The following is an 18,870-nucleotide window of genomic DNA, read 5'->3' on the forward strand; positions in this document are numbered from 1 at the left end:
CCGACGGCGCAGGCTCAGCGGGCCGTGCCCGGGCGCTCGGCGCGCAGCGTGCAGCTGAGCATGATCACGGGGATCAGGCCCACCAGCACCAGGGCCAGCGACGGCAGGGCGGCCTCGCCCAGGCGTTCGTCGCGCGCGAGCTGGTAGGCCACGACGGCCAGGGTGTCGCTGTTGAAGGGGCGCAGCACCATGGTGGCGGGCAGCTCCTTCATCACATCGACGAAGACCAGCAGCGCCGCCGCTGCCGTGGAGCGCCTGAGCAGCGGCCAGTGCACGCGCGACAGCACGCCCCAGGCGCCCGTGCCCAGCATGCGGGCCGAGTCGTCCAGGCTGGGCGCGATGCGCGCATAGCCGCTTTGCATGGACTGCAGGGCCACGGCGCAAAAGCGCACCAGGTAGGCCCAGACAATGCCCACGGCGGTGGCCGTGACCAGGCCGGCAAAGCCCCATTCGGGCCGCACCTGCTGCACCCAGCCCACGGGCAGCAGCAGGCCGACGACGACCACGGCGCCCGGCACCGCATAGCCCAGGCTGGCCAGTTGCACCACGCCGCGCGTGACGGCCGACTCCTTGTGGCGGCGCACGGCAAACGCCAGGGCCACGGCGATGATGACGGCCAGCACCGAGGTGATGGCGCCCAGGCGCACGCTGTTGAGCGCCCAGTCGAGGAAGCGGTCCCAGGGCAGCACCGACCAGTCGGCCGCCAGCGGGCGCAGCATGAAGAACACGGGCGCCACAAAGCCCATGAGCACGGGCAGCAGGCACACCAGCCAGGCCAGCGCGCAGCGCCAGCCGCGCAGGCGCAGCGGCTGCGCCTCGGCCGAGCCGGCACGGCCCGCGCCGCCGGTGACGAAGCGCATGCGCCGCTGCGCGCGCAGCTCCAGCTGCAGCAGCAGCACCACCAGCACCAGCAGGAAGGTGGCCAGCTGCGCAGCGGCAATGCGGTTGTCCATGGACAGCCAGGCCTTGTAGATGCCCGTGGTGAAGGTCTGTATGCCGAAATAGCTGACCACGCCGAAGTCGGCCAGCGTCTCCATCACCACCAGGGCCACGCCAGCGGCCACGGCCGGGCGCGCCAGCGGCAGCGCCACCGACCAGATGCGCCGCGACAGCGGCGCACCCATCAGGCGCGCGGCCTCCATCAGGTGCGCGGCGCGTTCGCCCAGCGCGGTGCGCGCCAGCAGGTAGACATACGGGTAGAGCGAGAAGATGAAGACCCAGACCGCGCCGCCGAGGCTGCGCACCTCGGGCAGGAGCCGGCCTTCCAGGCCATAGGTGTCGCGCAGCCAGGTCTGCAGCGGGCCGCTGAACTGCAGGAAGTCGGTATAGGCATAGGCCGTGACATAGGCCGGCATGGCCAGCGGCAGCAGCAGCAGCCATTCCAGTTGGCGCCGGCCGCGGAAGTCGAACAGCGTCACGGCCGCCGCCGTGCCCGTGCCCACGATGGCCGCGCCCAGCGCCACCAGCAGGCCCAGCCAGACCGTGGTCCACAGATAGCCGGGCAGCACGGTGGCGGCCATCTCGCGCAGGATGGAGCCGGCCAGGGCATCGCCCTGCCCCAGAGGCAGCCAGGAGCCGAGCACGGCCAGCACGGGCAGCATCAGCACCAGGGCCAGCAGGAGCAGGGGAAGGGAGCGGAGTACGGACGACAGACGGCGCAAAGCGGAGGTCTCGGCTAGAGGATGAGGGGGAGGATCTGGCTGCCGGGCTATGGAACGGGCCGGGATCCGCGGCAGCCACCGGCCTGTGGGCCGAGGTGCCGCCGAGACCGGACGTGCCTGCGGGCTGCTGGAGTCGGCGGGCTCCGGGCATGCCCCTGGCCCGCCAATGCAAATGCGAATTCTATTCATTTGCGCGGTTCTACAATCGCCGCATGTTTTTGACCGTCTCCCAACTCGAGGTGCGCTACCCGGGCCGCGACAGGCCTGCCGTGCAGGGCGTCACGCTGAATCTGGCCGCTGGCGACATCGGCGTGCTCATCGGCCCCTCGGGCTGCGGCAAGACCACGCTGCTGCGTGCCGTGGCGGGCCTGGAGCCCGTGAGCGGCGGCGAGATCCGCATCGACGGCCAGCTCGTGGGCAGCGCGGATTTCTCGCTCCCTCCCGAGCAGCGGCGCATAGGCATGGTGTTCCAGGACTATGCGCTGTTCCCCCATCTGAACGTGGGCCGCAACGTGGCCTTCGGCATCCACCATCTGCCCAAGGCGCGCCAGGCCGAGCGCGTGGCCGAGGTGCTGGAGCTGGTGGGCCTGGCCGGCAGTGCAGGAAGGTTTCCGCACGAGCTGTCAGGCGGCCAGCAACAGCGCGTGGCGCTGGCCCGCGCGCTGGCGCCCAGCCCGCAGCTGATGCTGCTGGACGAGCCGTTTTCCAACCTCGACGTGGACCTGCGCGAGCGCCTGGCGCATGAGGTGCGCGGCATCCTCAAGGCCGCAGGCGCCACGGCCCTGTTCGTCACGCACGACCAGCTGGAGGCATTTGCCATCGGCGACATGATCGGCGTGGTCCACCAGGGGCAGCTGCAGCAGTGGGACGACGCCTATTCGCTGTACCACCGGCCAGCCACGCGCTTCGTGGCGGACTTCATCGGCCACGGCGTCTTCGTGCCGGCCACGCTGGCGCCCAGCGGTGCCGGCGGCGTGGTGGCGCGCACGGCGCTGGGCGATCTGGTCGATCCGGCCACCTGCCCGCTGCCTGCGCAGTTTGCGGACGGCGAGTGCGATGTGCTGCTGCGCGCCGACGATGTGGTGCACGACGATGCCTCGCCCGTGCAGGCGCGCATCCTGCGCAAGGCGTTTCGCGGCTCGGAGTTCCTCTACACGCTGGAGCTGGCCAGCGGCCACAGCGTGCTGGCCCATGTGCCCAGCCACCACGACCATGCGGTGGGCGAGTGGGTGGGCATACGGCTGGACATGAATCACGTGGTCGCCTTCCCGCGCGAGAGACAGGGCACTGCGCAGACCGCAGCGGCCTGAGCAGGCGGCCGCCGCCGCGCCGTCCAGGCCTTTGTCATCCGACGGTCATGGGTGAAACCCAGAATCTGCCACATCTTGTGACAATTCAAGGCCACCCATGTTTGCTCTGGACCCCTCCTCCACGCAGCACGCTGCATCTGCTCCGACACCGGTTCCGGCGCTTGCCCCTGCGCCCGCCGCGCCACGCCTGCTGGCCCGCGCAGGCCAGCTCAGCCAGCCCACGGCGCCGATTCCCCCCGACACCAGCAACGAGGACGTGCACCGGCTGTTCAGCGAGCAGCCCCTGCTCGAAACCCTGGCCGTGGTGGCCGACGACCGGCCGCTGGGCCTGATCAACCGCCAGCGCTTCATGGAGCAGTACGCGCGGCCCTTTGCGCGCGACGTGTTCGGCCGCCGCAGCTGCCTGGTATTCACCGACACCGCGCCCATGGTGGTGGCGGCCGGCCTGCCCATCGACCAGCTGGTGCAGCAGGCGCTGGCCAGCGGCAGCCGCGTGCTCAAGGACGGCTTCATCACCGTCGAGGAAGGCCGCTATGCAGGCATAGGCACGGGCCACGCGCTGATGGCCGCCATGTCCGACATCGAGGCCGACAAGACGCGCCAGCTCATGGCCAGCATCGACTACGCCAGCCTGATCCAGCGCTCGCACCTGGTCGAGTCCGACCGCGTGCTGGCCAGCCAGCTGGCCGACCACGGCCTGCTGTGGGAGCCGCGCGACGTGGTGGGCGGCGATGCGTATTTCTTCCGTGCCACACCGCAGGGCCTGCTGGGCTGCATGTTCGACTGCACGGGCCACGGCGTGCCGGGCGCCTTCATGACGCTGATTGCGCTGTCCTTCCTCGAACAGGCCGTGGCGCCTGCAGGTCTCGGCACTGGCACTGGCACTGGCACTGGCACCGGCACCAGCACCGGCGCCGCCATCGACCCCGGCGCCCTGCTGGGCCAGATGAACCGCTACATCAAGCGCGTGCTGCAGCAGCGCACCCGCGACGCCCAGCCGGCCTGGGGCGCACCAGCGGCCCCCGCCGACGGCCTGCCGGCGGAGAAGACCTCCAGCGACGGCCTGGACGCCGCGCTGTTCCTGCAGTCGCCCTGCGGCACGCAACTGCGCTTTGCATCGGCCCGGCTGGACCTGCTGGTGGCGCCGCCCGGCGTGCAGGAGGCGGCCCAGGTCCAGATCCATGCCGGCGACAAGCTGGGCATAGGCTATGCGACCACGCCCGACGACGCGGCCTGGAGCACGCAGGTGCTGGAGGTCGCGCCCGGCTCGCTGCTGATGGTGGCCACCGATGGCGTCATCGACCAATTGGGCGGCCCGCGCCAGATCGCCCATGGCAGAAAGCGCCTGGCGCGCTTCCTGCACGAGCAGCAGGACCGCCCCGCCGCCCAGGCCTGCGCCGAGTTCCGGCAGGCCTTCGCCCAGTGGCAGGGCACGCAGCGCCGGCGCGACGATGTGTCTCTGCTGGTCTGGCGCAACCAGGCCCTGCAGCCCGCCACCTGCGTGCAAGGCCAGCCATGAGCCCGGCCGAATTCGCTCAGCTGCGCGCCCAGGCCGAGCACAACGGCCTGCTGCTGTACTACGCGGGCACCTTCAACCCCAATGTGATCCAGGCGGCGGCCGACACGCTCAAGAGCCGCCTGGCCAACGAGGACGGATCGAGCAGCGCCAAGCGCAAGCTGTTTTCCACCTTCATCGAGATGGCGCAGAACGTGCTGCACTACGCAGCGCCCCTGCCTGCGGCCGACACCGGCCCCCGCCAGGCGCTCAGCGCGCCCGTGCCACAGGGCGCCATCGGCGTGGGCCGCATCGATGCGCTGGCCTGCGCCCAGGAGGCGGGCGCCGAGCCGGCGCCGGCCCGCTTCTGGATCGCCTGCAGCAATGCCGTGCGCAGCGAGCATGTGCCGCGCCTGGCCGCCAAGCTGGATGCCGTGCGCGCCATGAGCCACCCCGAGATCAAGGCCGCCTACAAGGCCCAACTGCACAACACGGACCACGGCACCAGCGACGACATCAGCCGGGGCGCGGGCCTGGGCTGGCTGACCATTGCGCGCGATGCCTCGGCACCGCTGCAGTACCACATCGCCACGGGAGAGGACGCCGCCGAGACCGCGCCCCATGCCGTATTCCACGTCAAGGCGCTGATCTGAACGCCGGGCGTCCTTCAACGAACCGACCTGCCGCCATGCAAGCATTGAAATCCGAACGCACCTCCGTCACGCCCGAAGTGGTCTTCTCGCCGGCCGAGCAGCTTCTGCGCATCGAAGGCGAGTGCTATCCCGAAAACCCCCTGCCCTTCTTCAACCCCATCCTGTCCATGCTGGGCCGGTATTTCGAGGCCAGCCAGCCTCCTCGCTTCGTGGCCGAGATGAAGCTGCAGTACATCAACAGCGCCTCCACCATGGGCCTGCGCTCGCTGTTCGCGCTGCTGGACCAGGCCGGGCAAAAGGGCACGGACATCCGCGTGGTCTGGGCCTTTGACGAGGAGGACGACGCCATCGAGGAACTGGGCGCCGACCTGGTGGAGGACTTCGCCAACCTGGTGCTGGAGCGACAGCCCTACAGCAACTGAGGGCAGGCCTGCTCCGCCCTGGCCTTCAGGCCAGCGGCTTGCCCATGAGCACCGTGGTCAGGCCGCAGTCCCATTCCTCGTCGGGATAGGTGTCCAGCGTGGCATATCCCTGCGCCGTGTAAAAGCCCAGGGCCTGGGTGTTGAAGCTGTCGGTCTCCAGCCGCACCTGGGCGTGGCCGTCGGCGCGCATGGCCTGCTCCGCGTGGGCCAGCAGCGCACGGCCCACGCCGCGCCCCTGCCAGGCCGGCAGCACATGCAGGGCGCCGATGAAGTCATCCACGCGGTCCACGAAGCCGGCCACCACGCCATCGCACTCGGCCACCCAGAACAGGTGGCCGCGCGACTGCACGTACTGCGCGGTGCGGCCCGAGGCGCGGAACCGTGCATCCTTGTCCGCCGTCAGTTGCGGCTTCCAGGTGCTGTCGTAGGTGGCCCAGAGCACGGCGTTCAGGGCGGGAAGGTCATCAGGCCGCGAGGGCCGAAGCGAGAAGGTGTCTGTCATGTCGCTGGCAAGGTTCAGGCCTGGCGCAGCCGGTCCACCTCGGCATGCAGGTCCTGGGCCCAGACGCGGCGGTCGCGGCCATCGGCCGTCTGCGGCTGGCCATAGTGGACGGCGGCGACCAGATCGTCGGCACACAGCGTGCGCCAGATGGAGCCCAGCAGGGTTTCATCGCCCTCGTAGCTGGGCGCGTGGCTGATCTGCCCGGTGGCGCCGTCGATGAAGCGCAGGCCCACGGGCAGCACGGGCGCACCGATCTGCACGGCCGCCTGCAGCAAATTGGCATGGAAGGGCAGCAGCTTGCGGCCGTCGCCCGTCGTACCTTCGGGGAAGATAGCCAGGATCTCGCGGCGCTGCAGGGATTCCTCCATGCTCTGCACCATGCGCCGGGCATCGCGGCGCGAGGTGCGCTCGATGTACAGCGTGCCCGCCGCCGTGGCCAGCGTGCCGATCAGCGGCCAGCCCTTGACGTCGGACTTGGAGATGAAGCGGCAATGCCGCGCCGCATGCAGCACGGGAATGTCGAGCCAGGAAATATGGTTGCTGACCATGAGCATGGGGCCCTGGCTCGGCGGCTCGCCCTGGATCTCCAGGCGCACGCCCGCATGGGCCAGCAACTGCAGGGCCCAGGCCTGCACATGGGCGTGCTGGCGCTCCTCGGGCAGCTGCGGAAAGCGCAGGGCCACGATCCACAGCCCCTTGCACACATGGCCGAACAGGCGCGCTGCGCGCAGCGTGGCGCGCCCTCCCCTGCGCAGACGGCTCATGTTCAGCGGCGTTCGTAAGCGATATGGCCGTCGACCAGCGTGCAGCGCACGCGGGCCGGCAGTTCGTAGCCGCCGAAGGGCGTGCTCTTGCCCTGGCTGGCCAGCTCCTGGGGCTTCACGGTCCAGGCCGCCTGCGGATCGACGATGCACAGGTCGGCCACGCCGCCCTCGGCCAGCCGGCCCAGCTGCCCCTGCAGCTCGCCCAGAGACGAGCCCAGCACCTGCACGGGCGATGCCGTGATGGCGGCCAGGGCACGGTTCAAAGGCACGCCACCGTCCTGCGACCACTTGACGGCCAGCGACAGCAGCAGCTCAACGCCCGTGGCGCCGGGCTCGGCCTCGGCAAAGGGCAGGACCTTGGCATCCTCATCGACGGGCGTGTGGTCGGAGACCAGGGCGTCGATGGTGCCATCGGCCAGCGCGGCAGACAGCGCATCGCGGTCGCGCTGCTGGCGCAGCGGCGGCGTGACGCGGGCGCTGCTGTCGAAGTAGCCGATATCGGTATCGGTCAGGTGCAGCGAGTTGATGGACACGTCGGCCGTGACCTGCAGGCCTTCGGCCTTGGCACGGCGCACCAGTTCCACGCCTGCGGCGCTGGACAGGCGGCACAGGTGCACGCGCGCCTGGGTGCCGCGCATCAGCTCGAAGATGGTGTGCAGGGCAATCGTCTCGGCCGCCACGGGCACGCCGGACAGGCCCATGCGCGTGGCCAGCGGGCCGCTGGCGGCCACGCCCTTGCCCAGGTACAGCTCCTGCGGGCGCAGCCACACGGTGTAGCCGTAGGTGGCCGCATACGCCAGGGCGCGCTGCAGGGTCTGGGTGCTGGTCATGGGCACCTCGGCCTGGCCGAAGCCGATGCAGCCGGACTCGGTCAGCTCGGCCATTTCGGTCAGCACCTCGCCCTTGAGGCCCAGCGTCAGCGCGCCCAGTGGGAACAGGCGCGACTGGTGCAGCTTCTCGGCGCGGAACTTGAGCATCTCCACCAGGCCCTGCTCGTCGAGCACGGGATCGGTGTCGGGCGGGCAGACCAGGCTGGTCACGCCACCGGCCACCGATGCAGCCATCTCGGACTGCAGCATGCCTTCGTGCTCGTGGCCGGGCTCGCGCAGGCGCACGGCCAGATCGACCAGGCCCGGCAGCACCCAGCAGCCGGCGGCATCGATCTCGCGTTCTGCGGCAAATCCCTCGGGCGCCTTGCCGATGGCCAGCACCTTGCCGCCATCGATGGCCACGTCGGCCTGCTGGTCCAGGCCCCGTGCCGGGTCCATCACTCGGCCGTTGCGGATGAGTATCTTCATGGTTTGCTACCCCGTAGACCGCAGGCGGCGCATGGGCTGCGGCCTGCGGCGATCAAAAACATTTGCATTCACAAAAAGCGCCTGGACTCAGTCCAGGACACCGGGCATGGAAAAAGCATGGCCCATCTCAGGGACGCCGAGCAAAGGCCGCCCTGCAGCGAGGGCGTCGCCGGCTGCCCGTACGCCCCCCTCCCGCGTAGCGAGAGAGGGGGAAGCGACGCAGTCGCTCAGGGGGTGCTTCATTTCAAGCCTCGTTGCCGGCGACGATGGACATGACGGCCATGCGGACCGCGATGCCGAAGGACACCTGCGACAGGATCACGGCCTGCGGGCCATCGACCACTTCGGAGTCGATCTCCACGCCGCGGTTGATGGGTCCCGGGTGCATGACGATGGCGTCCGGCTTGGCCAGGCGCAGCTTCTCGGCCGTGAGGCCGAAGCTCTTGAAGTATTCCTGGCTGGACGGCAGCAGGGCGCCGCTCATGCGCTCGTTCTGCAGGCGCAGCATGATGATCACGTCGCAGTCCCGGATGCCCTCTTCCAGCGTGTGGAAGACGCGCACGCCCATCTGCGCCAGGTCCGGCGGCACCAGGGTGCGCGGGCCGACAACGCGCACTTCGGCCGCGCCCAGCGTGGTCAGCGCATGGATGTCGGAGCGCGCCACGCGCGAATGCAGCACATCGCCCACGATGGCCACGCGCAGGTTGGCGAAGTCCTTCTTGTAGTGGCGGATGGTGTACATGTCCAGCAGCCCCTGCGTGGGGTGGGCGTGGCGGCCGTCGCCAGCATTGACCACGTGGACATGGGGCGCCACATGCTGGGCGATGAGGTAGGGCGCACCCGACTCGCTGTGGCGCACGACGAAGATGTCGGCGGCCATGGCCGAGAGGTTGGCGATGGTGTCCAGCAGCGACTCGCCCTTGCTGGCCGAGCTGCGCGCGATGTCCAGGTTGAACACGTCGGCCGACAGGCGCTTGGCCGCGATCTCGAACGTGGTGCGCGTGCGCGTGCTGTTCTCGAAGAACAGGTTGAACACGCTCTTGCCGCGCAGCAGCGGCACCTTCTTGACCTCGCGGTCATTGACGCTGACGAAGTTGGCCGCCGTGTCCAGGATGTGGGTGAGGATGTCCTTGGACAGTCCTTCGGTGGACAGCAGGTGGATCAGTTCGCCGTTCTTGTTGAGCTGGGGATTGCGCTTGTACAGCACGGTCAGGCCTCTTGGATGCGGAATTGGAAGACGCCGGCGTCATCGCGCGCCAGCGACAGCAGGCGGTCGGCCGGCAGCGCGATGCGCGCGGCGGCAAAGTCGGCCTGGAAGGGCAACTCGCGCCCGCCCCGGTCCACCAGCACCGCCAGGCGCACGCAGGCCGGGCGGCCGTAGTCATAGAGTTCGTTGAGCACGGCGCGCACGGTGCGGCCGGTGTAGAGCACGTCGTCCAGCACCAGGATGTCGGCGCCGTTGACGTCAAAGTCGATCTGCGTCTGGGCGCTGGTGGCCATGCCGCGCTGCGCGAAGTCGTCGCGGTGCAGGGCCGAGGACAGCACGCTGGGGTTGCCGGGCAGGTTCAGGTCCTTGTGCAGCCGCTCCACCAGCCAGGCGCCGCCCGAGGTGATGCCGGCCAGGCGGGTTTCAGGCCCCATGAGGCTGCGCACGCCGCGCAGCAGTTCGCGGTACAGGGCCTCGGCGTCCAGCACCAGGCTGCCGGCTCCCGCAATGGATTCACTCATGGAAGACTCCTCAAAAACTGTTCAAGAATGATGCAGGCCGAGGCCGCATCGGCATCCCTTGCGCCACCGGCCAGGGCCTCGGTGGTGCTGTAGCGCTCGTCCACCTCGTAGACAGGCAGGCCGAAGCGGCTCTTGAGCTGGCGGCCGAATTTCTTCGCCCGCGCCGTGTTCTCGTGCGCATTGCCGTCGGGGTGGTAGGGCACGCCGATGACCAGCGCATCGGGCTGCCACTCCTTGATGCGCTCGCCGGCCTGGGCCAGGCGGGCCTCGCCGGCCTCGGCGCGGATGGTGGGCAGCGGGTTGGCCGAGCGCAGCAGGCGCGTGCCCACGGCGCAGCCCGTGCGCTTGGCCCCGAAATCGAAGGCCACGAAACTCTGGAAATGGGAGGGAACGGTGGGCGGCACGGCCGTGCCGGCTGCCGCTGCTGCCTGGGACTCGGGAGCGGGCAGGCTCATGCGCGCCCCGCTTCGGGCGAGATCATCCAGCGCTGCAGGCCCAGCAGGCCCAGGGCGCGGTCATAGCGGTCGTCGACCGGGGTATCGAAGATGACGTTGGCGTCGGCGCCCACCGTGAGCCAGGCGTTTTCGGCCAGCTCCGACTCCAGCTGGCCCTCGCCCCAGGACGCGTAGCCCAGGGTGACCAGCAGGCGCTTGGGGCCTGCGCCGTCGGACAGGGCTTCGAGCACGTCCTTGGAGGTGGTCATCTCCAGGCCGCCGGGGATGGTCATGGTCGAGGCGTAGGCGGACTCGTCGTCGGGCGCGCCTTCGATGACCATGGGGTCGTGCAGCACGAAGCCGCGATCGGTCTGTACGGGCCCGCCGTTGAAAACGCGGTTGCCGCGAAGGTCCTCGCGGCCCAGGGCCAGATCCACCTTTTCCAGCAGGCCTTCCAGCGTAAGCTGCGAGGGCTTGTTGATAATCAGACCGAGCGCACCGCGCTCGCTGTGTTCGCACAGGTAGATCACACTGCGCGAGAACGCTTCGTCTTCCAGGCCAGGCATGGCAATCAGGAAGTGGTGCGTCAGATTGATAGGCGCAGTTTCAGCAGACATAACGACGGATTTTACCGGCGATCCATGCCACCTTCTTACCCTGTGGGCTTGGTCTGGCTGCGGCGCGACCTGCGCCTGTCCGACCATGCCGCCCTCTACCATGCGCTGCGCCAGTGCCGGCAGGTGCATTGCGTGTTCATCTTCGACGACGACATCCTCGCCCCCCTGCCCCGTGCCGACCGGCGCGTGGAGTTCATCTGCCAGAGCCTGGCGGGCCTGGACGATGCGCTGCGCGAGGCCTCGGGCCGCGCCGACACCGGCCTCATCGTGCGCCGCGGCCGGCCCGCTGAGCAGATCCCGGCCCTGGCCCGGCAGCTCGGCGCCCAGGCCGTGTTCTGCAACTGGGACGACGAGCCCGACGCACTGGCCCGCGACGCCCGCGTGCGCCAGGCCCTGGCCGCCGAGGGCGTGGCCCTGCACAGCTTCAAGGACCACATGGTCTTTGCGCGCGACGAGGTGCTGACCCAGGCCGGCGCGCCGTTCTCGGTGTTCACCCCGTACAAGAACGCCTGGCTGCGCCAGATCACGCCCTTCTTCCTGTCCGCCTATCCCAGCGAGCGCGACCTGCCCGAGCGCCTGGCCCCGCGCCCCGAAGGCGAGCGCCGCCCCGTGCCCACCGCAGCCGACCTGGGCTTTGAGGCCGGCACGCTGGACGGCCTGCGCCTGCCCACGGGCTGCGCTGGCGCCGAGGAACTGCTGGCCGACTTCCTGCCGCGCCTGCCGCGCTACAGGCAGGCGCGCGACTTTCCTGCCGTCAAGGGCCCCAGCTACCTGAGCGTGCACCTGCGCTTCGGCACGGTCTCCATCCGCCGCCTGGCAAGGCTGGCCTGGGAGCAGACGCAGAGCCAGCCCCATGATGCCGAGGGCGCCGCCACCTGGCTGTCCGAGCTGGTCTGGCGCGACTTCTATTTCCAGATCCTGGCCCACCATCCGCATGTGGTGCACGCCAGCTTCAAGCCCGTCTACGACGCCATCGTGTGGGACACCGGCCCCGAGGCCGATGCGCTGTACGCCGCCTGGTGCGAGGGCCGCACCGGCTATCCGCTGGTCGATGCCGCCATGCGCCAGCTCAACACCACGGGCTACATGCACAACCGGCTGCGTATGGTGGCGGCCAGCTTCCTGGTCAAGGATCTGGGCATAGACTGGCGCCGGGGCGAAGCCTGGTTTGCGCGCCAGCTCAACGACTTCGACCTGGCGGCCAACAACGGCGGCTGGCAGTGGGCGGCCTCCACGGGCTGCGACGCCCAGCCCTGGTTCCGCATCTTCAACCCGATCACGCAAAGCCAGAAGTTCGATGCCGACGCGCGCTTCATCGAGCGCTACGTGCCCGAGCTGGCCCGCCTGCCCGCCGCGCTGCGCCACGCGCCCTGGCAGGCCCGGCCGCTGGAGCTGGCCGAGGCCGGCGTGGTGCTGGGCACGGACTATCCCCATCCCGTGGTGGACCACGCAGCCGCGCGCGAGCGCACGCTGGCCCGCTACGGCGTGGTCAAGCAGGCGGGCTGAAGGAAGCCGGTGCAAAGACACCGGAGCCAAGAAAAAAGGAGCAGCGCTGGCTGCTCCTTTTTTGCGGGGCGAGGGCTGGCCGCCGAGGCTCAGGCCTCTTCGCCCAGCACCTGCGTCTCCGTCTGCAGTGACAGCGGCGCAGGCTGGGTGCTGTTCCCTTGCAGGGAATAGTGCTGGATCAGGCCCAGCAGCTCCTCGTCCGAGTAGGGCTTGCCCAGGTAGTGGTTGGCGCCCAGCTGGCGCGCCATCTCGCGGTGCTTCTGGGCGATGCGCGAGGTGATCATGACCACGGGCAGGTCGCGCAGGGCCTCGTCGGCGCGGATGTTGCGCAGCAGGTCGAAGCCGTCCATGCGCGGCATCTCGATGTCGGACAGCACCAGGGTCGGGCGCTCCTCGGCCAGGCGTTCCATGGCCTGCAGGCCGTCGGCCGCCAGGGCCACGCGGTAGCCTTCGCGCTGCAGCAGGCGCTGGGTGACGCGGCGCACGGTGATGGAGTCGTCCACCACCAGCACCAGCGGCACCGAGACCGGTCCCGCGCTGGCCGGCACGGCTTCGCCGTCGCCCTGGCCGGCGGCACGCTCGGCCTCTTCGGTCCGGGCGCGCACCTCGTCGCCATAGACGTTGGCCAGCGCCACAGGGTTGTAGATCTGGACCACGGCGCCCGAGGCCAGCACCGACATGCCGGTCAGGCCGGGCAGGCGGGCCAGTTGGGGGCCGAGGTTCTTGATCACCACTTCCTGGTTGCCCAGCACTTCGTCCACGTGCAGCGCAATGCGCTGCGACGCGCTGCGCAGGATGACCACGGGCCGGGTGCGGCCCACGGTTTCCTCGCTGCGCAGGGAGGACTGCCACAGCGCGCCCGCCCAGTAGAAAGGCAGGGTCTCGCCGCCATCTTCAAAGCCGTGGCTGGCATAGGCCTGCTGCAGCAGATCCAAGGGCGCACGGCGCACGATTTCCACCAGGCTGGCCGGCACGCCGACCAGCAGCCGGCCCGCGCGCAGCATGACCACCTGGGTGACGGCCGTGGTCAGCGGCAGCACGAGGCGGAAGGCACTGCCCCGGCCCGCTTCGCTGTGGGTCTCGATGCGGCCGCCCAGCGCGTTGACCTCGGAGCGCACCACGTCCATGCCGATGCCCCGGCCGGCCACGCCGGTCACCTCGGTGGCGGTGGTGAAGCCGGGCTCGAAGATCAGGCGGCCGGCGTCCTGCTCCGTCAGCGTCTGGTCCTCGGGCCACAGGCCCTGGGCCACGGCCTTGTCGCGGATGCGCTGCAGGTTCAGGCCGGCGCCATCGTCCTCCACCGAAAGCGCCACGTCGTTGCGCTCCTGGCTCAGGATGATTTCGATGGTGCCCATGGCCGGCTTGCCGGCAGCGGTGCGCTGCTCGGGCGGCTCGATGCCGTGGGCCACGCAGTTGCGCAGCAGGTGCTCGAAGGCCGGCATCATGCGGTCCAGCATGCCCCGGTCCATTTCAATGGTGCCGCCGAGGATGTTCAGCCGCACCTGCTTGCCCATTTCCTTGGAGGTCTGGCGGACCACGGCATACAGGCGCTCGGCCAGGGAGTCGAACTCCACCATGCGCGTGCGCAGCAGGTCGCGCTGCAGCTCGCGCGCCTGGCGGCCCTGGGCGACCAGGTCGTCCTCGGCGCCCGCCATGTCGCGCTGCAGGTTGCGCTGCACGGTGGCCACGTCGTTGACCGACTCGGCCATCATGCGCGTGAGTTCCTGCACCCGCGTGAAGCGGTCGAACTCCAGCGGGTCGAAGCCGGCCGCCGAGTCCTTGGACAGGGCCAGGCGCGACTGCATCTGGCTCTCGGCCTGGACCTCGATGTCGCGCAGCTGCATGCGCAGGCGCTCCAGGTTGCCGGCCAGCTCGTCCAGCGAGCCACGGGCCTGGGCCAGGCGCGCATCGACACGCGAGCGCGCAATCAGCACCTCGCCGGCCTGGCTGATCAGGCGGTCCAGCAACTGGGCGCGCACGCGCACCGTCTGGTGGGCGCCCGCACGCAGCGGCGCGGTGACAGGAGCCGGCTGTGCGTCGGCTGGCGCCGGGGATGCGCCAGCGCCCGAGGCGTCGGAGGCCGTGGCGTCAGAAGACACCGCAGAGGCGGCAGGCTCGGCCTGGTCCGGCCCATCGGCCAGGCCCAGCGGCCCATCCTGCACCTGTTCGCCCGCAACGCGCAGCACGTCGAAGCCGGCCTGCAATGCGTCGAAGTTGCCCAGCAAGGGCTCGATCTGCTCGGCCGTGGGAGATTCGCTGTCGACCCGCTCGACGGCGGATTCCAGCCGGTGGGCCATTTCGCCCAGGCGCATGGCGCCAGCCAGCCGGGCACTGCCCTTGAGGGTGTGCAGGGCGCGCAGCGTTTCGTGGCGCGCCTCGTCCAGGGAAGGCCGGCCATGCCAGCGACGCAGCGCAGCGCCCAGGCGGGGCAGCAGCTCGATGGCCTCTTCCTCGAAGATGGGGAACAGGTCGGGGTCCACTTCGTCCAGGGCGTCGATGTCGTCGTCCAGATCGTTGCCCACGGCCACCGCATGGGCGATGGCCTCATCGATGCGGCGCTGCAGCTCGGCTTCCTGGCGTGCGTCGTTGACCAGGGGGCGCATGGAATAGGCCAGCGGCGCCACGTCCTGTGCCTGGGCCTGCGCATGGGCGCCGGCGTCGAGCACGGCATCCGTGCCAGGCTGCGGCAACGGCTCCGGCAGCAGCGCATCGAGCCGGCTGTCCGGAGCGTCCGCGACTTCGATATCCAGCGCCAGCAGTGCCTGCAGGGCTTCTTCCACGCCCGGCTGGGGTGTCTTGAGGAAGCCGGCCGCGAACTGGTGCAGCAGGCGCTGCACCTCGTCGGAGGCCGCAATGCAGGCGGCGACCTGCTCAGGCGTGCCGCAGCGCTGCGGCTGCAGATGGGCCAGCGCATGCTCCAGCAGGCGCGCCAGGTCCGACAAGGCCTTGAAGCCCACGGTGGCCGAGCTGCCGGCCAGCGAATGCGCGAAGGCGATGGCGTCATCGGGCACGGGCTCGCCGGGCTCGGTCGCCCATTGCTGCAGCGACAGGTCCAGGCGGCGCGACCATTCGTCGGCCTCGTTGAGATAGACGTTGTACAGCGGCGCGCTGATGCGCAGGCCGTCCACGACCTTGAAGCCATCGGCATCGACGCCGGACGGCTCCTGTGCGCCGGACTCCTCAGCCACCGCAGGCGCCTCATCGGCCACGGATTCGGTATGCAGCTCCTGCGGGGTTTCCGCCTCGGAAGCTTCTACGGCTTCGATGGCCTCGGCAGGTGCGGCTGCCGGAGTCAGGTCCAGATCCAGCCCCTCGAAAGGCGCCAGCGGCACGGCGGCGTGCGGAGCCTGCTCTTCGGCTTCAACTTCGGCTTCGGCTTCGACTTCGACTTCGCCTACAGCTTCTGCGCCTGCTTCTGCTTCTGCTTGCAGCTCGGGCAGCGCGTCGGCATGTGCCTCGGGCACGGTCTCTGTGCCGGGCAGCGCGGGCTGGTCGCCCGAGACAACGGCCAGGGCTTCCTGCTCGCTGTCGCGCATGGCCGCCTCGAAGGCGGCGAAGTCCAGCTCCTCCACCGCGTCGGTGGCCAGCGCGGCGGGTGCCTCGGCGGTCTCCGGCTGCGTTGAACCCTGCGACTGTTCGGGCACGGCCGCCGCAGGCTGGGGGTCCAGGTCCAGCAGACCGAAGTCCAGCGCAATGTCCAGGTCACCGGCGGGCCCGGCGGTCTCGGCGGGCACGGCCGGCTCGGGGGCTTCCCGCTGCTCGGCCTGCAGCTGCTGCTCCACTGCGGCGAAGGGCTCCACCGGCGCCTCGACCGCGGCAGGCTCGGCCTGCGTGCGGCGGTCGGCGCGCGGCACCAGGGCCACGTCGGCACGCACGCCTTCCAGGCGCATGGCATCGGCTGCGGCGCGGAAGGGCGTGGCCAGCCAGGCATCGGCCTGCTGGCGCTCGATGGCCGAAGCCCAGGCGCCAAAGGCGCGCAGCGCGTCGCTGGCCAGCTCCTGCATGGGCTGGGGCATGGGCTTTTGCTCGGCCAGCCAGGCATTGAGCATTTGCTCCATGGCCCAGCCGGCTTCGCCGAATTCATCCAGGCCGACCATGCGCGAGCTGCCCTTGAGCGTATGGAAGGCGCGGCGCAGCGTGGTCTGCTCGCTGAGGTTGCCGGGCTCATCGGCCAGGGTGCGCAGCGCCTGCAGGCCGTTGTCCACGACCTCGCGGGCCTCTTCCAGGAAGATGCTCAGGATTTCGTCGTCGGAATCATCTTCCGAGACGGTCAGACCGGCCAGCGGGGGAACGGGTTCAGGCAGGGGTTCGGGCTGAGCCGTGGCGGAAGCGGCAGCAGGGCCGGGCACCGGTTCGGCCGCTTCAGCCACGTCAGCTGCTTGGGCCGCTTCGGCGGGTATCTCGAGCGCCTTGGCGAATTGCGCCAGTTCGGCATCGTCGGCCAGCGCTTGCTGCCCGGCAGCAGTCGCCTGCGGCAGGGGCTCGGGCACAAGGTCCACGGAGGGTGGCGGCGGCGCCGGCACCGACGGTGCTGCCGCAGCGGGTTCGGCAGGCAGGTCCTGCGCAGTCTCGGCGGGCTGGATCTGGGGCACGGGCAGCGGCTGGGCCACGGCAACGGCTTCGCGCTGCGGCGGCACGGCGGCGGTGTCCAGGGCCGGCAGCTGCTCGGGCGCCTTGCCCGCGTCGTCGGCGCGGTGGCCACGGCGGCCCATCAGGATGCGCAGGCCGCCTTCGGCCTCGTCATAGACAAAGAGCTTGCGCGCCATGCTGCGCTGGTAGCTCAGCATGTCGATCAGGAAACCCATGGCGCCCAGGCTGTTGCCCAGCTTGTCGAAGACCTGGGCACGTTCTGACTCGGCGATCTCGCCCAATACCAGCCGCTCCACGGTTTCGCGCATGCGCTGCATGGCCTGGGTGGCCTGGTCCAGGCCCAGCACGGACAGCACGCCGCGCATCTGCGCCATCTGGCCAGACACCGGCGCCAGCACGGTGGCATCGGCGGGGTTGCGGAAATACTGGTCCAGGTGCCGCTCGGCCTCGGCCAGCGTGGCACGCAATTCGCCCACGACCGAGCCCATGGTCTGGTGGTCGCTGGCCTGGCGGTACAGCTCCTCCATCCACGGCTCCAGCGGCCGGGCGGGCGCGCCCTGCAGGGATTCCTCCAGGCGCTGTACCAGGTTGGCGGATTGCTCGGCCAGTTCCTCGTCGCCCATGTCCATGGTGGCAAAGGCCGCCTGCAGATAGAGCACGGAGGTGGCCACTTCCATGGCCAGTTCCGCCGGCGGCGGCTCGCCGATGCGGGCCACGGTTTCGGCCACCTTGATCAGCATGCGCGCCAGGCCATGGCTGGCCGGGTGCAGCTTGACCAGGGATTCGGCCACCTGGGCGAACTGGTCCACCACGATCTTGGTGCGCGCACGGTCGCCGCCTGCCAGGGCGGACCAGGTCTCCGCCGCCGTGGTGATGCGCTTGCGCGCCTGCACCAGCACGGCCGGGTCGTAGCGGCCAAAGCGGGTCTGCTGGTAGTCCACCTGCGGCTGGGCCTGCATGCCGTAGGCCTGGCGCACGGCCTGCAGGGCAGCGCCGGCCTGCTCGGCCGGGCGCGCCTGGGCGCAGAAGAACAGCAGGTCCTGCAGCAGGCGCGCAGGCGGCGTGCGGTCGCCCTTGGCCATGGCAGCGTACTGCAGCAGCACGCGCGAGGCCATGCGTTTCACATAGAGGTCGACAACGATCAGGCCGCGCGACTGCGCGTCGAAGAAGCCAGCGGCCACCTTCCAGAAGCTGCGTGCGGTGACATCCTCGGTCTGGGCCACGGCAAAGCGCAGGCACAGGTCACGCATCTGGGCGGCGGCCTCGCGGTCATCGCTCTTGACCATGCGCAGCACCACGCCGTCGAGCAGGGCCCGGGCATCGGGCCCGTAGGCCAGCGGCTCGGCCTGGCGCGCCCATTCGGGCTCGCGCGCGCGGCGCTCGGCAGGCCACAGGTCGGCCGGATGCACCTTGTCGTTGCCGGCCAGCGCCTGGGTGTCGCGGTATTGGGGAAACAGGGCCACGGCCGAGACGGTCTTGCCGGCCAGCACGGTTTCCAGGTATTCGATCAGGGCAAAGCTGGCGCGCTCCAGCGTGGCGGCGGCCTGGTCGGTGCACAGCTCGGGGCGCTGCACGAAGCGCTGCACGGCGCTTTCCATGCCGCGCAGCACCAGGGCCGGAGAGCCCAGGCCCACCATTTCGAGGGCGCCGCAGGCCTGGTGCAGCTGCTGGCGGGCGATGCGCAGGGCCGAGGTGTCAAGCTCCTCAAGGTCCGAGGCGCGCGCCGCATCGGCATCGCGCACGAAACGCGCCACGGCCTTGCTCGCGCCTTCCAGCGACTTGCGCAGCTCATCGAGCACCCAGGCCAGCGGGCCCAGGTCCTGTTCGGTGTGCGCGGCCTGCGCCGCGCCCGTTTGCGATTCGTCAACCACTGACATGGACAGTTCCCCA

General features: G+C 70.2%; 14 protein-coding genes. 5 read left to right on the forward strand and 9 right to left on the reverse strand.

All coding sequences use genetic code 11. The features are described 5' to 3' along the window. Positions 1–14: 14 nt before the first annotated feature. Complete coding sequence (locus G4D77_RS10680; protein WP_154835571.1) at positions 15–1,661, reverse strand: ABC transporter permease; 1,647 nt, start codon at positions 1,659–1,661, stop codon at positions 15–17. 212 nt (positions 1,662–1,873) lie between these two features. On the opposite strand from G4D77_RS10680, the gene G4D77_RS10685 reads away from it, so the two are divergent. From G4D77_RS10685 to G4D77_RS10700, 4 genes are all read left to right on the forward strand, one after another. Next, positions 1,874–2,971: an ABC transporter ATP-binding protein gene (locus G4D77_RS10685; protein WP_061288097.1), complete on the forward strand. Its 1,098-nt coding sequence runs from the start codon at positions 1,874–1,876 to the stop codon at positions 2,969–2,971. Between the two features lie 97 nt (positions 2,972–3,068). Beyond that, complete coding sequence (locus tag G4D77_RS10690) at positions 3,069–4,490, forward strand: SpoIIE family protein phosphatase (protein ID WP_154835573.1); 1,422 nt, start codon at positions 3,069–3,071, stop codon at positions 4,488–4,490. Then, positions 4,487–5,119: a DUF6272 family protein gene (locus tag G4D77_RS10695; RefSeq protein WP_154835575.1), complete on the forward strand. Its 633-nt coding sequence runs from the start codon at positions 4,487–4,489 to the stop codon at positions 5,117–5,119. Before G4D77_RS10690 ends, G4D77_RS10695 begins: the two co-directional genes overlap by 4 nt. Before the next feature lie 35 nt (positions 5,120–5,154). After that, positions 5,155–5,541 (forward strand): DUF1987 domain-containing protein, encoded by a 387-nt coding sequence (locus G4D77_RS10700; protein WP_016447926.1) that lies wholly within the window; start codon positions 5,155–5,157, stop codon positions 5,539–5,541. 25 nt (positions 5,542–5,566) lie between these two features. On the opposite strand, the gene G4D77_RS10705 is transcribed toward G4D77_RS10700, so the two are convergent. The 7 genes from G4D77_RS10705 to G4D77_RS10735 form a co-directional block, all read right to left on the reverse strand. Further along, positions 5,567–6,043: a GNAT family N-acetyltransferase gene (locus G4D77_RS10705; protein ID WP_016447927.1), complete on the reverse strand. Its 477-nt coding sequence runs from the start codon at positions 6,041–6,043 to the stop codon at positions 5,567–5,569. 14 nt (positions 6,044–6,057) lie between these two features. Next, positions 6,058–6,807, reverse strand: a complete 750-nt coding sequence (locus tag G4D77_RS10710; RefSeq protein ID WP_016447928.1) for a lysophospholipid acyltransferase family protein — start codon at positions 6,805–6,807, stop codon at positions 6,058–6,060. Between the two features lie 2 nt (positions 6,808–6,809). Next, positions 6,810–8,105 carry a dihydroorotase gene (locus G4D77_RS10715; protein ID WP_016447929.1) on the reverse strand — a complete coding sequence of 432 codons (1,296 nt, stop codon included), beginning with the start codon at positions 8,103–8,105 and terminating at the stop codon, positions 6,810–6,812. A gap of 244 nt (positions 8,106–8,349) precedes the next feature. After that, the gene (locus tag G4D77_RS10720; protein WP_012203510.1) at positions 8,350–9,312 is read right to left on the reverse strand and encodes an aspartate carbamoyltransferase catalytic subunit; all 963 of its coding nucleotides are present in this window, start codon (positions 9,310–9,312) and stop codon (positions 8,350–8,352) included. Positions 9,313–9,314: 2 nt separating this feature from the next. Then, positions 9,315–9,833, reverse strand: coding sequence for a bifunctional pyr operon transcriptional regulator/uracil phosphoribosyltransferase PyrR (gene pyrR / locus G4D77_RS10725; RefSeq protein ID WP_013804027.1), 519 nt, complete (start codon positions 9,831–9,833; stop codon positions 9,315–9,317). Continuing rightward, on the reverse strand, positions 9,830–10,288 hold the full coding sequence (gene ruvX, locus G4D77_RS10730; RefSeq protein WP_016447930.1) for a Holliday junction resolvase RuvX: 459 nt from the start codon (positions 10,286–10,288) through the stop codon (positions 9,830–9,832). Before ruvX ends, pyrR begins: the two co-directional genes overlap by 4 nt. Next, positions 10,285–10,884, reverse strand: a complete 600-nt coding sequence (locus tag G4D77_RS10735; RefSeq protein WP_012203507.1) for a YqgE/AlgH family protein — start codon at positions 10,882–10,884, stop codon at positions 10,285–10,287. The genes ruvX and G4D77_RS10735 overlap by 4 nt, the downstream gene beginning before the upstream one ends. A 24-nt stretch (positions 10,885–10,908) precedes the next feature. Between G4D77_RS10735 and G4D77_RS10740 the strand changes: the two genes are divergently transcribed. Next, complete coding sequence (locus G4D77_RS10740; RefSeq protein WP_154835577.1) at positions 10,909–12,390, forward strand: cryptochrome/photolyase family protein; 1,482 nt, start codon at positions 10,909–10,911, stop codon at positions 12,388–12,390. 89 nt (positions 12,391–12,479) lie between these two features. Here G4D77_RS10740 and G4D77_RS10745 read toward each other — a convergent pair whose 3' ends face one another. After that, on the reverse strand, positions 12,480–18,857 hold the full coding sequence (locus G4D77_RS10745) for an Hpt domain-containing protein (RefSeq protein WP_154835579.1): 6,378 nt from the start codon (positions 18,855–18,857) through the stop codon (positions 12,480–12,482). Between the last annotated feature and the right edge of the window lie 13 nt (positions 18,858–18,870).

Origin of the sequence: Delftia sp. WY8 (assembly GCF_018437695.1) — a bacterium.
Classification (GTDB): Bacteria; Pseudomonadota; Gammaproteobacteria; order Burkholderiales; family Burkholderiaceae_C; genus Comamonas; species Comamonas tsuruhatensis.

Excerpts from the sequence above, each read along its gene's own strand:
- G4D77_RS10735 (WP_012203507.1), bottom strand. The coding sequence starts at position 10,884 with ATGTCTGCTGAAACTGCGCCTATCAATCTGACGCACCACTTCCTGATT.
- pyrR (WP_013804027.1), bottom strand. The coding sequence starts at position 9,833 with ATGAGTGAATCCATTGCGGGAGCCGGCAGCCTGGTGCTGGACGCCGAG.
- ruvX (WP_016447930.1), bottom strand. The coding sequence starts at position 10,288 with ATGAGCCTGCCCGCTCCCGAGTCCCAGGCAGCAGCGGCAGCCGGCACG.
- G4D77_RS10745 (WP_154835579.1), bottom strand. The coding sequence starts at position 18,857 with ATGTCAGTGGTTGACGAATCGCAAACGGGCGCGGCGCAGGCCGCGCAC.
- G4D77_RS10695 (WP_154835575.1), top strand. The coding sequence starts at position 4,487 with ATGAGCCCGGCCGAATTCGCTCAGCTGCGCGCCCAGGCCGAGCACAAC.
- G4D77_RS10710 (WP_016447928.1), bottom strand. The coding sequence starts at position 6,807 with ATGAGCCGTCTGCGCAGGGGAGGGCGCGCCACGCTGCGCGCAGCGCGC.
- G4D77_RS10685 (WP_061288097.1), top strand. The coding sequence starts at position 1,874 with ATGTTTTTGACCGTCTCCCAACTCGAGGTGCGCTACCCGGGCCGCGAC.
- G4D77_RS10690 (WP_154835573.1), top strand. The coding sequence starts at position 3,069 with ATGTTTGCTCTGGACCCCTCCTCCACGCAGCACGCTGCATCTGCTCCG.
- G4D77_RS10715 (WP_016447929.1), bottom strand. The coding sequence starts at position 8,105 with ATGAAGATACTCATCCGCAACGGCCGAGTGATGGACCCGGCACGGGGC.
- G4D77_RS10700 (WP_016447926.1), top strand. The coding sequence starts at position 5,155 with ATGCAAGCATTGAAATCCGAACGCACCTCCGTCACGCCCGAAGTGGTC.
- G4D77_RS10740 (WP_154835577.1), top strand. The coding sequence starts at position 10,909 with ATGCCACCTTCTTACCCTGTGGGCTTGGTCTGGCTGCGGCGCGACCTG.
- G4D77_RS10705 (WP_016447927.1), bottom strand. The coding sequence starts at position 6,043 with ATGACAGACACCTTCTCGCTTCGGCCCTCGCGGCCTGATGACCTTCCC.